This is a genomic window from Agrococcus sp. GCM10030265, from assembly GCF_042666675.1.
Lineage (GTDB): Bacteria > Actinomycetota > Actinomycetes > Actinomycetales > Microbacteriaceae > Agrococcus.
Genome location: NZ_JBHTCZ010000002.1, coordinates 399263 through 412151, shown reverse-complemented (window position 1 = coordinate 412151; position 12889 = coordinate 399263). Strand labels below are relative to the sequence as shown.

Genomic DNA, 12889 nt, shown 5'->3' with positions numbered 1-12889 from the left:
CGCTAGAAGGGCAGCAGCGGGTCGATGCCCACCGCGAGGAACACGAGCGTCAGGTACGTGTTCGACGCGTGGAACACGCGCATCGCGCGCGCCTCGGCGCCGCGGACGGCCCGGGAGTGCAGCCCGTGCGCCTCGGCGACGAACCAGATGCCCGCGGCGAGCGCGACGATCGCGTACACGACGCCCATGCCCGCGACGGGGATGAGCAGCAGCGTGCACGCGAGCGAGGCCCACGCGTAGAGCACGACCTGGATGCCGACCGTGGCACGGCCGCGGACGACGGCGAGCATCGGCACGTCGGCGGCGGCGTAGTCCTTGCGGTACTTCATCGACAGCGGCCAGTAGTGCGCAGGCGTCCAGAGGAAGATGAGCGTGAAGAGGATCCACGCGGGCCAGTCGAGCGTGCCCGTGACGCCCGCCCAGCCGATGAGCACGGGGAAGCACCCGGCGATGCCGCCCCACACGATGTTCTGCTCGGTGCGGCGCTTCAGCAGCAGCGTGTAGACGAAGACGTAGAAGCCGATGGCCGCGAGCGACAGCACGGCGGCGAGCCAGTGCGCGAAGAGCGCGAGCACCGCGGTCGACACGACGACGAGCGTCCATGCGAACACCGTCGCCTGCCGCGGCGTCAGCGCGCCCGTCACGAGCGGGCGACCCTGGGTGCGCTCCATGACGGCGTCGATGTCGCGGTCGATGATCATGTTGAACGCGTTCGCCGCACCCGCGGACAGGAACCCGCCGATGAGCGTCGCGACGAGCGCGACCGGCTGCGGGATGCCGTCTGCTGCGAGGAACATCGTCGGCAGCGCCGTGACGAGCAGCAGCTCGATCACACGGGGCTTCGTCAGCGCCAGGTAGGCCTTCGCGCGGTCGACGAGACGCGCTCGATCGGAGCGGTGGGCGGTGGCGGTCATGACCCTCGAGAAGACGACGCAGGCGGTGGTGTGACGCTTCGAGTCTACCGCTTGGCAAGGGCCCGTCCGGCGCATGGCGCCATCACTATGCTGGGAGACGTCGCACCACCTCTGCATCGGCCCTGCCACGCCGCGGGGCCGATCCCGCATGGAAGGGCCCGCCTTGACGCTCGAATGGACTGAGACCGACGCGAAGGCCGTGGACACGGCCCGACTGCTCGCAGCGGATGCCGTGGAGAAGGCCGGACACGGCCACCCCGGCACCGCGATGAGCCTCGCGCCGGCCGCGTACCTGCTGTTCCAGAAGGTGCTGCAGCGCGACCCCGCCGATCACCACTGGCTCGGTCGCGACCGCTTCATCCTCTCGGCGGGCCATTCGTCGATCACGCAGTACGTGCAGCTGTTCCTCGCCGGCGACGGCCTCGAGCTCGCCGACCTGCAGGCGCTGCGCACGTGGGGCTCGAAGACCCCCGGCCACCCCGAGTTCGGGCACACCGACGGCGTCGAGATCACGACGGGTCCGCTCGGCCAGGGCCTCGCCTCCGCCGTCGGCTTCGCGTACGCGCAGCGCTTCGAGCGCGCGCTGCTCGACCCCGACGCCGCAGAGGGCGAGAGCCCGTTCGACCACTTCACGTACGTGATCGCCGGCGACGGCGACCTGCAGGAGGGCGTGACGAGCGAGGCCGGATCCCTCGCGGGCCGGCAGGAGCTCGGCCGCCTCATCGCCATCTACGACTCGAACCAGATCTCGATCGAGGACGACACCGACGTCGCCTTCACCGAGGACGTCAAGGCGCGCTACGAGGCCTACGGCTGGCAGGTGCTCGAGGTCGACTGGCGCTCGGGCGACCCCGCCGACGATGCCGACTACCACGAGGACCTCCCGGCGCTGCACGCGGCGATCGAGGCGGCGAAGGCCGAGACCCGCAAGCCGTCGATCATCGTGCTGCGCACGATCATCGGCTGGCCCGCACCCACGAAGCGCAACACGGGCAAGGTCCACGGCTCGAAGCTCGGCACCGAGGAGCTCGCCGCGACGAAGGAGCTGCTCGGCTTCGACCCCGAGGAGCACTTCGCGCTGCCCGACGGCGTGCTCGAGCACGCACGCGGCAACGCCGCGGAGCGCGCTGCGACGGCGCGCGCCGCGTGGCAGGAGCGCTTCGACGCATGGGCGTCGGCGAACCCCGAGCGCAAGGCGCTGCTCGACCGCCTGCAGACGGGCGAGCTGCCCGAGGGCGTCGAGGAGGCGCTGCCCGTGTTCGAGTCGGGCACCGACCTCGCGACGCGTGCCGCATCCGGCAAGGTGCTGAACGCGCTCGCCGGCGTCATCCCCGAGCTGTGGGGCGGCTCCGCCGACCTCGCCGAGTCCAACAACACGACGCTCGAGGGCCAGGGCTCGTTCCTGCCGTCGGGCAGCGGCACGAAGGTCTTCCCCGACGCGTCGTTCGGCGGTCGCACCATGCACTTCGGCATCCGCGAGCACGCGATGGCGGCGATCCTCAACGGCATCGTGCTGCACGGCCCCACGCGCCCCTACGGCGGCACGTTCCTCATCTTCAGCGACTACCAGCGCCCGGCGCTGCGGCTCGCGGCGCTCATGGGCGTGCACCCCGTCCACGTCTGGACGCACGACTCGGTCGCCCTCGGCGAGGACGGCCCGACGCACCAGCCGATCGAGCAGCTCGCGACGCTCCGCGCCATCCCCGGCTTCGAGGTCGTCCGCCCGTCGGACGCCAACGAGACCGCGTGGGCGTGGAAGACGATCCTCGAGCGCACGGGCAAGCCGGTCGGCATCGCGCTGACCAGGCAGCCCATCCCCACCTTCGAGCGCGGCGAGGGCGCGGCGACCGCCGAGACCTTCGCAGCGGCGTCGAACGTCGCGAAGGGCGCCTACACGCTCGTCGACGCATCCACCGAGACGCCCGAGGTCATCCTCATCGCCACGGGCTCGGAGGTGCAGATCGCCGTGGCCGCTCGCGAGGTGCTCGAGGCCGAGGGCGTCGGCACGCGCGTCGTGGCCGCCCCGAGCCTCGAGTGGTTCGCCGAGCAGTCGGCCGAGCACCGCGAGTCCGTGCTGCCGAAGGCGGTGAAGGCCCGCGTGTCGGTCGAGGCCGGCTCCACCCTGACGTGGGCGGGCATCGTCGGCGACGCCGGCCGCTCCGTCGGCATCGACCACTTCGGCGCCAGCGCCGACTACCAGACCCTGTTCCGCGAGTTCGGTCTCACGCACGAGGCCGTCGTGGCCGCCGCGCGCGAGTCGCTCTCCGCCGTCAAGGAGGCGTGAACCCCATGACCGATTCCACGAAGGCCCTCAGCGACGTCGGCGTCAGCATCTGGCTCGACGACCTGTCGCGCGAGCGCATCGAGACCGGCAACCTGCAGGAGCTCATCGAGACGCGCGACGTCGTCGGCGTCACGACGAACCCGTCGATCTTCGCCTCGGCGCTCGCCAACGGCGAGCGCTACGAGTCGCGGCTGTCCGAGCTCAAGGCGAACGGCGCAGACGTCCACGAGGTCATCCGCACCCTCACGACCGAGGACGTCGCGGCTGCCTGCGACATCTTCCAGCCGATCTACGCCGCCACGAGCGGCATCGACGGCCGCGTCTCGATCGAGGTCTCCCCCGGCCTCGCCTTCGACACCGCGGGCACCGTCGACGAGGCGAAGGCGCTGCACGAGCGCGTCGATCGCGAGAACGTGCTCATCAAGATCCCCGCCACGAAGGAGGGGCTCGAGGCCATCGCCGCCACCATCGGCGCCGGCATCAGCGTCAACGTCACGCTCATCTTCTCGCTCGACCGCTACCGCGACGTCATCAACGCCTACCTCACGGGCCTCGAGCGCGCACAGCAGGCGGGCCTCGACCTGTCGACCATCCACTCCGTGGCGTCGTTCTTCGTGTCGCGCGTCGACACCGAGATCGACAAGCGCCTCGACGCCGTCGGCACCGAGGAGGCGACGGCGCTGAAGTCGAAGGCTGGCATCGCGAACGCGCGCCTCGCCTACGGCGTGTGGCAGGAGGCGTTCTCCTCCGAGCGCGCGCAGACGCTGCTCGCGGCCGGCGCCAACTCGCAGCGTCCGCTGTGGGCCTCGACGGGCGTCAAGGACCCGTCGCTGCCCGACACGCTCTACGTCACCGAGCTCGCCGCGCCCGAGACCGTCAACACCATGCCGGAGAAGACCCTCGAGGCGCTCGCCGACCACGGCGTCGTCACGGGCGACGAGATCTCGGCGAACGTCGAGGCCGCTCAGGGCGTGCTCGACGCCGTCGAGGCGCAGGGCGTGTCGTACGTCGAGGTGACCGACCTGCTCGAGCGCGAGGGCGTCGACAAGTTCATCGCCTCGTGGGACGAGCTCGTCGAGACCGTGCGCGGCCAGCTCGCGCAGGCGGGAGGCGACCGATGACCTTCATCCTCCACGCGACCGGCGCCGCGCAGGACGCCATCGACCGCGTCGTGCCGCAGCTCGTCGCCGACGGCATCGCGGGCCGCATCGCAGCGAAGGACTCGACCCTGTGGGGCGAGGCCGCCGAGGCCGAGGCGTCGAAGCGCCTCGGCTGGATCGACGCGGCCTCGAACACGCGCGGCATCGTCGACGACGTGCTCGAGCTCAAGGCCGACCTCGCCGCGAAGGGCGTCGACCGCTTCGCGCTCGCGGGCATGGGCGGCTCGTCGCTCGCCCCCGAGGTCATCACGCGCACCTTCGGCGTGCACCTCACGGTGCTCGACTCGACCGAGCCCGGCCAGGTGCTCACGGCGCTGCGCGACGAGCTCGCGCGCACCGCGATCGTCGTGTCCTCGAAGTCGGGCTCGACGCTCGAGACCGACTCCGCCAAGCGCGTGTTCGAGCAGTGGTACCGCGACGCGGGCATCGACCCGACCGAGCGCATCATCGTCGTCACCGACCCGGGCAGCCCGCTCGACCGGTCGGCTCGCGAGGCCGGCTTCCGCGTCTTCAACGCCGACCCCAACGTCGGCGGCCGCTACTCGGCGCTCACCGCGTTCGGCATCGTGCCGTCGGCGCTCGCCGGCGTCGACGTGGCCGAGCTGCTCGACGAGGCCGAGGCGGCACTGCCGCTCGTCTCCGAGGACGCGGAGTCGAACCCGGGCCTGCAGCTCGGTGCCGTGCTCGCGGGCACGAAGCCGCTCAAGGACTACGTCGGGATCGTCGCCGACGGCACGCACATCGTGGGCTTCGCCGACTGGGCCGAGCAGCTCATCGCCGAGTCGACGGGCAAGCAGGGCACGGGCGTGCTGCCCGTCGTGCTCGACGTCGACGCCCCCGAGCTCTCCGAGGGGCTCGCGGACCTGCAGGTCATCCGCGTCGTCGGCTCGCGCGACGAGGCCCGCGACGTCGCGGCAGGCGAGGTCGAGGTCGCAGGCACGCTCGGCGCCCAGCTGCTCGTGTGGGAGTTCGCGACGGCCGTCGCCGGCCGCCTGCTCGGCATCGACCCGTTCGACCAGCCCGACGTCGAGTCCGCGAAGGACGCCGCCCGCGGCCTCCTCGAGGATCTCGCTCCCCCGGCGCCCGCATCCGTCGTCGACGGCTCGATCGAGCTGCGCGGCTCCGTCACGGGCGACACGCTCGAGTCCTCCCTCGACGCGCTGCTGGCTGCAGTGCCCGCCGACGGCTACCTCGCGGTGCACACGTACCTCGATCGCCTCGGCGAGGAGCGCTTCGCGACCCTGCGCGACATCCTCGCGGCGCGCGTGCAGCGCCCCGTGACGTTCGGGTGGGGTCCGCGCTTCCTGCACTCGACCGGTCAGTTCCACAAGGGCGGCAAGCCCTCCGGCGTCTTCCTGCAGATCCTCGGCACGCCCGCCGAGGACCTCGAGATCCCGGAGCGACCGTTCTCGTTCGGCCAGCTGCTCCAGGCGCAGGCCGGCGGCGACGCCGCGGTGCTCGCAGGCCACGACCGGCCCGTGCTCACCCTGACGCTGACCGACCTCGACGACGGGTACCGCCGCCTGGCCGCCGCAGCCGCCGCATGAGCGCCTCGGCGAGCTGGTCGAACCCGCTGCGCGACGCCTCGGACATGCGCCTGACGCGCATCCCCGAGCCGAACGCGCTCGTGCTCTTCGGCGTCACGGGCGACCTCGCGCAGAAGAAGCTGCTGCCGGCGATCTACGACCTCGCGAACCGCGGGCTGCTGCCTCCCGGCTTCTCGCTCGTCGGCTACGGCCGACGCGACTGGAGCGACGAGGCCTTCCGAGGGGTCGTCGAGGAGGCGGTGCGCCGCCACGCGCGCACGCCCTTCCGCGAGGACGTCTTCGCGCAGCTCGCCGAGGGCCTCCGATTCGTGCGCGGCGACTTCGACGACGACGAGGCGTTCGACCGGCTCGCCGACACGCTGCGCGAGCTCGACGAGGCGCGCGGCACGATGGGCAACTACGCCTTCTACCTGTCGATCCCGCCCGGGCAGTTCCCCGTCGTGACGCAGCAGCTGAAGCGGTCGGGCGTCGCCACGAGCGACGAGTCGTGGCGCCGCGTGGTCATCGAGAAGCCCTTCGGGCACGACCTCGCCTCCGCGAAGGACCTCGCGGCCGTCGTCGACTCGGTGTTCCCGCCGGACAGCGTCTTCCGCATCGACCACTACCTCGGCAAGGAGACGGTCCAGAACATCCTGGCCCTCAGGTTCGCCAACAACCTGTGGGAGCCGATCTGGAACGCCAACTACATCGACCACGTGCAGATCACGATGGCCGAGGACATCGGCGTCGGCGGTCGCGCCGGCTACTACGACGGCATCGGCGCCGCACGCGACGTCATCCAGAACCACCTGCTGCAGCTCTTCGCCCTCACGGCGATGGAGGAGCCGGTGTCGTTCGACGCCGTCGACCTGCGCACCGAGAAGGAGAAGGTGCTCTCGGCCGCACGGATCCCCGGCGACCTCGACGCGTCGACCGCCCGCGGTCAGTACGCGGGCGGATGGCAGGGCGGCGAGCAGGTGACGGGCTTCCTCGACGAGGACGGCATGGCGCCCGACTCCGGCACCGAGACGTACGCGGCCATCACCCTCGAGGTCGACAACCGCCGCTGGTCTGGCGTGCCCTTCTACCTGCGGGCAGGCAAGCGCCTCGGCCGCCGCGTCACCGAGATCGCGATCGTGTTCAAGCGCGCCTCGCAGTACCTCTTCCCCGAGACCGCCACGCAGTCGATGGGCCAGAACGCGCTCGTCATCCGCGTGCAGCCCGACGAGGGCACCTCGATGCGCTTCGGCTCGAAGGTGCCTGGCCCCGGCATGCACGTGCGTGACGTCACGATGGACTTCGGCTACGGCCACGCGTTCACCGAGGAGTCGCCCGAGGCCTACGAGCGCCTCATCCTCGACGTGCTGCTCGGCGATCCGCCCCTCTTCCCCCAGGCGCGCGAGGTCGAGCTGTCGTGGGCGATCCTCGACCCCGTCGAGGAGCACTGGGCTGCCGCAGGCGGTCCGCTCGAGCAGTACGCACCGGGCTCGTGGGGCCCTGCGAGCGCCGACGCCATGCTGCGGCGCACCGACCGGCATTGGAGGCGCCCATGATCGTCACGCTCGAGGGCACGACGACGAGCGCGATCCAGCGCCGACTCGTCGAGATCCGCGAGGAGGGCGGCGTGCTGGCGCTCGGCCGCGTCCTCACGCTCGTCATCCACACCCACCTCGGCGAGGAGGAGGACGCGATCGCGGCCGCCAACGAGGCGAGCCGCGAGCACCCCATGCGCGTGCTCGTGGTGTCGCGGTCGATCGACGAGATCGCCGCGACCGAGGAGCCGCGCCTCGATGCGGAGATCCGCGTCGGCGGCGACGCGGGCGCGAGCGAGGTCGTCCTGCTCCAGTGCTACGGCGAGGTCGGCGCGCACCTCATCGGCGTCGTGCAGGGCCTCCTGCTGCCCGATGCGCCCGTCGTCGCCTGGTGGCCCGACCGCATGCCCGAGCATCCCGCGTCCGCGCAGCTCGGCGCGCTCGCGCAGCGCCGCATCACCGACTCCGCGCGGCAGGAGGATCCGCGGTCGGTGCTGCGCGGCCTCGCCGAGGGCTACGAGCCCGGCGACACCGACCTCGCATGGACGCGCATCACGAACTGGCGCGCCCAGCTCGCCGCCGTGCTCGACCAGCCGCCGTACGAGCCCGTGCTGCACGCGCGGGTCTCGGGCGCGCTCCGCAGCCCGTCGGTGCACCTCATGGCGTCGTGGCTGCGGCTGCGGCTCGGCGTCGAGGTCGCCGTGTCGTCGCGCGCCGACGGCCCGCTCGGCTCGAGCGGTCTGTCGTCGGTCACGCTGACGCGCGCCTCCGGCGACGCGACGCTCACGCGCATCCGACCGTCGACGGGTCTGCTGCAGATCCCCGGCCAGCCCGACCACGAGGTCGCGCTGTCGCATCGGCAGCTGCGCGACCAGCTCGCGGAGGAGCTGCGCAGGCTCGACCCCGACGAGATGTACCACCAGGTGCTTGAGGCCATCCGGTCGTGGGGCACGGCAGGCACGAGCGTGCCCGCACCCGAGGGAGGCGCACGATGAGCCGTGAGCTCGTGGTCCACGCGGATCGTGCGGCACTCGTCGCCGAGACGGCCGATCGGTTCGTCACGACGGTCGACGCCGTGCTCGCCGAGCGCGGCGAGTGCCACGTCGCGCTCACGGGCGGATCGGTGGGGATCGAGCTGCTGGGAGCCCTGCGCGGCCGCTCGCTCGACTGGTCGCGCGTGCACTGCTGGTGGGGCGACGAGCGCTTCGTGCCGGCGACCGACGGCGAGCGGAACGCCCTGCAGGCACGTGAGGCGCTGCTCGACCACGTCGACATCCCCTCGTCGAACGTGCACGAGATGCCGGCGTCCGACGCAGGACTCGACCTCGACGCGGCGGCAGCGGCAGCGACGTCGGACCTCGGCGATCGTGCGCTCGACCTCGTGCTGCTCGGCATGGGCCCCGACGCGCACGTCGCGTCGCTGTTCCCCGGCTACGACGGCACCGACGTCGAGGAGACGGGCGTCATCGCCGTGCGCCACTCCCCCAAGCCGCCGCCCGAGCGACTGAGCCTCACCTTCGGCTCGCTCAACCGCGCGGCGCGCGTGTGGCTCGTGGTCGCCGGCGACGACAAGGCGTCGGCCCTCGCCCTCGCGATGTCGACCGCCGATCGGCACGAGGTGCCCGCTGCGGGCGTGCACGGCACGATCGAGACCCGCTACCTCGTCGACCGCTCCGCGACCTCGCTGCTGCCCGACGGCATGCTCGGCTGAGCGCAGACGCTCGAAGGCCCCGCATCCGATGGATGCGGGGCCTTCGAGCGTCTGCGTGGCGCCTCGGTCAGGAGGCCTGACCGCGGCGGGCGCGAAGCTTCTGCAGCGCCTCCTCGAGCAGCTGCTCCGCCTCCTCGGGCGTGCGGCGCTCCTTCACGTACGCGAGGTGCGTCTTGTACGGCTCGGCCTTCGAGACCTGCGGAGGTGCGTCCTTGTCGCGGCCGGCGGGCAGACCCGTCGACGGCGAGTCGATCACCTCGGGGATCTCGTCCTCAGGGAGATCGGCTGCGAAGTACCGCACCGTCTCGTTGCCCGCCGCATCCCAGTAGGAGATCGCGACGCGCTCGGCGTGGAAGCCACGGTCCTGCTCGCCCATGGGGCCCGCGCCGACGCGCGAGCCGCGGATGGCGCTGCCGCCGGAGGCCATCAGCCGGCTCCGTTGAAGCGGGTGATGACGCCGAGCACCGTGATCGACGTGATCCACGTCAGCACGAAGACGACCGTCAGGATGTTCAGGTTGCGCTCGGCGACGCCCGACGAGCCCATCGACGACGAGATGCCGCCTCCGAACATGTCGGACAGGCCACCGCCGCGGCCCTTGTGCAGCAGGATGAGCAGCGTCAGCAGCACCGACGTGATGCCGAGGATCACCTGCATGATGATCTGGAGGATCTCCACGTTCACCTCTCGTGGGAAGTCTGGTCGATCGATCAGTCTACCGCAGCGCCGAGGTCCCCCCCGGCGCCGCGGCGAACGTCACGTGCCGACGTGGTGCGTGAAGCGGCTGATGGCGGCGAACTCGACCGGATCGAGGCTCGCACCGCCCACGAGCGCACCATCGACGTCGGGCTGCCGCATGAAGCCCGCGATGTTCGCCGACTTCACGGATCCGCCGTAGAGGATGCGCGTCGCCTCGGCCGCCTCGGCCCCGCGCACGTCGGCGATCGCGGCGCGGATCGCGGCGCACACCTCCTGCGCCTGCTCGGCGGTCGCCGCCTGCCCGGAGCCGATGGCCCACACGGGCTCGTACGCCACGACGATGTCGCCGGCGGGCAGGCCCTCGAGGATCGTGCGGATCTGCTGCACGGGCACCGCGGCGGCGCCGTGCTGCTCGAGGTCGTCGGCGGTCTCGCCGATGCAGATGACCGGCGTCACGCCATGACGCAGCGCCGCTGCCGACTTGCGCCCGATGAGCTCGTCGCTCTCGCCGTGGATCTGGCGACGCTCGGAGTGCCCCACGATGACGTAGGCGCAGTCGAGGCGGGCGAGGAACACGGGGCTGACCTCACCGGTGTAGGCACCGGAGTCGTGCTCCGAGACGTCCTGGCCGCCGTACGCGATGTCGAAGCGCTCGGCTGCGACGAGCGACTGCACGCTGCGCAGGTCGGTGAACGGCGGGAAGACCGCGACCTCGGCGTCCTTCACGTCGTGCTTGGCGTCCTGCAGGGTCCATGCGAGCTTCTGCACCACCCGGATCGCATCCAGGTGGTCGAGGTTCATCTTCCAGTTGCCTGCGATGAGCGGGGTACGGGTCACCATCCGAGTGCCTCCAGTCCTGGCAGCCGCTTGCCCTCGAGGAACTCGAGGCTCGCACCGCCACCGGTCGAGATGTGGTCGAAGTCGGCGTCGGCGAAGCCGAGCCTGCGCACGGCGGCTGCGGAGTCGCCGCCACCGACCACGCCGAGGCCGTCGACCTCGGTGAGCGCCTGCGCGACGGCCTTCGTGCCGGCCGCGAACGCCTCCATCTCGAACACGCCCATGGGCCCGTTCCAGAAGACCGTCCGCGAGCCCGCGATGCGCGCGGCGAAGTCCTTCGCCGTGTCCGGTCCGATGTCGAGGCCGATGCCGTCGGCGCCGAACGCGCTCGACTCGATGGCGTCGGCGGCGACCGTCTCGTGCGCGGCGTCGGCGTCGAACGCCTCGGCCACGACGACGTCGGTGGGCAGCACGATCTCGACGCCGGACGCCTCGGCCTGATGCAGGTAGCCCCGCACCGTCTCGAGCTGGTCGGCCTCGAGCAGGCTCTTGCCGACGCCGTGGCCGTTCGCCGCGAGGAACGTGAAGAGCATGCCGCCGCCGACGAGCACCTGGTCGACGCGAGGCAGCAGGTGCTCGATGACGCCGAGCTTGTCGGACACCTTCGAGCCGCCGAGCACCACGATGTACGGGTGCTCGGGCGAGTCGGTGAGTCGCGAGAGCACGTCGAGCTCCGCGGCGACGAGCAGACCGGCGGCGCTCGGCACGAGGCTCGCGACCTCGTACACGCTCGCCTGCTTGCGGTGCACGACCCCGAAGCCATCCGACACGAACGCGTCGGCACCCTCGACGAGCTGCGCGGCGAACGCCTCGCGCTCGCCGGCGTCCTTGCTCGTCTCGCGCGCGTCGAACCGGAGGTTCTCGAGCAGCACGATGCCGCCGTCGACGAGGGCCGAGCGCTTCGCGCTGGCGTCCTCCCCCACGGTGTCGGTCGCGAACGCGACGTCGGTGCCCAGCAGCTCGCCGAGCCGCTCGGCGACGGGCGCGAGCGAGTACGCCGCGTCGGGTGCGCCGTCCGGACGCCCGAGGTGCGACATCGCCACGACCTTCGCACCCGCCTCCAGCAGGTGGCGCAGCGTCGGGACGGAGGCGGCGATGCGGCCCTCGTCGCCGATGACGCCATCCTTCAGCGGCACGTTGAGATCGCACCGCACCAGGACGGTGCGGCCCGCGAGGTCGCCGAGGGACTCGAGCGTCCGGACCGGCATCAGAGCTTCGCGCCCACGTAGCTCGTCAGGTCGACGAGACGGTTCGAGTAGCCCCACTCGTTGTCGTACCAGGCCGAGACCTTCACGAGGTTGCCGATGACCGACGTCAGGCCCGAGTCGAAGATCGACGAGTGCGGGTTGCCCTGGATGTCGCTCGAGACGAGCGGCTCGTCCGAGTACTGCAGGACCGACGAGAGCGGGCCCGACTCGGCGGCTGCGCGGTAGGCGTCGTTGATCTCGTCGACCGTGAGGCCGTCGCGCGTCACGAGCGTCAGATCGACGATCGAGCCCGTCGGCACGGGCACGCGGTACGACGAGCCGTCGAGGCGACCGTTCAGCTCGGGCAGCACGAGGCCGATGGCCTTCGCGGCACCCGTCGACGTGGGCACGATGTTGATCGCGGCGCCGCGCGCACGACGGAGATCCTTGTGCGGGCCGTCCTGCAGGTTCTGGTCGGCCGTGTACGCGTGGGCCGTCATCATGAAGCCGCGCTCGATGCCGAACGCCTGGTGGAACACGCCGGCGAGCGGCGCGAGGCAGTTCGTCGTGCACGACGCGTTCGAGATGACGTGGTCGTTCTCGGGGTCGTAGTCGCCCTCGTTGATGCCCATGACGAACGTGGGAGCCGGGTCCGAGGCGGGCGCCGAGATGATGACCTTCTTCGCGCCGGCCTCGATGTGCTGGGCCGCGGCGGCGGTCTTCGTGAAGATGCCCGTCGACTCGATGACGACGTCGGCGCCGAGGTCGCCCCACGGCAGGGCCTTCGGGTCGCGCTCGGCGAGCGCGCGGAACGTCTGGTCGCCGACCGTGATCGACGAGCCGTCGCTGTGGACGGGGACGTCGAGGACGCCGCCGACGGAGTCGTACTTGAGGAGGTGGGCGAGCGTGGCGTTGTCGGTGAGGTCGTTCACGCCGACGATCTCGATGTCGGCGCCCTGCTCGAGCGCCGCGCGGAGGAAGTTGCGACCGATGCGGCCGAAGCCGTTGATGCCAACCTTCGTGGTCATTCCTGCTCCCT

12 protein-coding genes are annotated in these 12889 nt (G+C 71.6%); 6 read left to right on the top strand and 6 right to left on the bottom strand.

Going from position 1 to position 12889, the window contains the following annotated elements; genetic code table 11:
• Positions 1 to 2: 2 nt before the first annotated feature.
• Positions 3 to 914, bottom strand: coding sequence for a heme o synthase (locus tag ACFQPP_RS06090; protein ID WP_376915657.1), 912 nt, complete (start codon positions 912 to 914; stop codon positions 3 to 5).
• Positions 915 to 1062: 148 nt separating this feature from the next.
• Here ACFQPP_RS06090 and tkt point away from each other — a divergent pair, with 148 nt between their 5' ends.
• The 6 genes from tkt to pgl are packed head-to-tail and all read left to right on the top strand — an operon-like array spanning position 1063 to position 9127.
• Positions 1063 to 3198: a transketolase gene (tkt, locus tag ACFQPP_RS06085; protein WP_376915656.1), complete on the top strand. Its 2136-nt coding sequence runs from the start codon at positions 1063 to 1065 to the stop codon at positions 3196 to 3198.
• Positions 3199 to 3203: 5 nt separating this feature from the next.
• On the top strand, positions 3204 to 4319 hold the full coding sequence (gene tal / locus ACFQPP_RS06080; RefSeq protein ID WP_376915655.1) for a transaldolase: 1116 nt from the start codon (positions 3204 to 3206) through the stop codon (positions 4317 to 4319).
• Complete coding sequence (locus ACFQPP_RS06075) at positions 4316 to 5905, top strand: glucose-6-phosphate isomerase (protein WP_376915654.1); 1590 nt, start codon at positions 4316 to 4318, stop codon at positions 5903 to 5905. The genes tal and ACFQPP_RS06075 overlap by 4 nt, the downstream gene beginning before the upstream one ends.
• The gene (zwf, locus tag ACFQPP_RS06070) at positions 5902 to 7437 is read left to right on the top strand and encodes a glucose-6-phosphate dehydrogenase (RefSeq protein WP_376915653.1); all 1536 of its coding nucleotides are present in this window, start codon (positions 5902 to 5904) and stop codon (positions 7435 to 7437) included. The genes ACFQPP_RS06075 and zwf overlap by 4 nt, the downstream gene beginning before the upstream one ends.
• Entirely contained in the window at positions 7434 to 8411 is a 978-nt protein-coding gene (locus tag ACFQPP_RS06065) for a glucose-6-phosphate dehydrogenase assembly protein OpcA (protein WP_376915652.1), read from the top strand. The genes zwf and ACFQPP_RS06065 overlap by 4 nt, the downstream gene beginning before the upstream one ends.
• Positions 8408 to 9127: a 6-phosphogluconolactonase gene (pgl, locus tag ACFQPP_RS06060; protein WP_376915651.1), complete on the top strand. Its 720-nt coding sequence runs from the start codon at positions 8408 to 8410 to the stop codon at positions 9125 to 9127. Before ACFQPP_RS06065 ends, pgl begins: the two co-directional genes overlap by 4 nt.
• A 67-nt stretch (positions 9128 to 9194) precedes the next feature.
• On the opposite strand, the gene ACFQPP_RS06055 is transcribed toward pgl, so the two are convergent.
• The 5 genes from ACFQPP_RS06055 to gap form a co-directional block, all read right to left on the bottom strand.
• A complete protein-coding gene (locus ACFQPP_RS06055) occupies positions 9195 to 9554 on the bottom strand; it encodes an RNA polymerase-binding protein RbpA (protein WP_376915650.1) in 360 nt (119 codons plus the stop codon).
• Positions 9554 to 9805: a preprotein translocase subunit SecG gene (gene secG, locus ACFQPP_RS06050; RefSeq protein WP_376915649.1), complete on the bottom strand. Its 252-nt coding sequence runs from the start codon at positions 9803 to 9805 to the stop codon at positions 9554 to 9556. The genes ACFQPP_RS06055 and secG overlap by 1 nt, the downstream gene beginning before the upstream one ends.
• A 78-nt stretch (positions 9806 to 9883) precedes the next feature.
• Positions 9884 to 10666, bottom strand: coding sequence for a triose-phosphate isomerase (tpiA, locus tag ACFQPP_RS06045; protein ID WP_376915648.1), 783 nt, complete (start codon positions 10664 to 10666; stop codon positions 9884 to 9886).
• Positions 10660 to 11871 (bottom strand): phosphoglycerate kinase, encoded by a 1212-nt coding sequence (locus ACFQPP_RS06040; protein WP_376915647.1) that lies wholly within the window; start codon positions 11869 to 11871, stop codon positions 10660 to 10662. The genes tpiA and ACFQPP_RS06040 overlap by 7 nt, the downstream gene beginning before the upstream one ends.
• Positions 11871 to 12878: a type I glyceraldehyde-3-phosphate dehydrogenase gene (gene gap / locus ACFQPP_RS06035; RefSeq protein ID WP_376915646.1), complete on the bottom strand. Its 1008-nt coding sequence runs from the start codon at positions 12876 to 12878 to the stop codon at positions 11871 to 11873. The genes ACFQPP_RS06040 and gap overlap by 1 nt, the downstream gene beginning before the upstream one ends.
• Positions 12879 to 12889 lie beyond the last annotated feature (11 nt).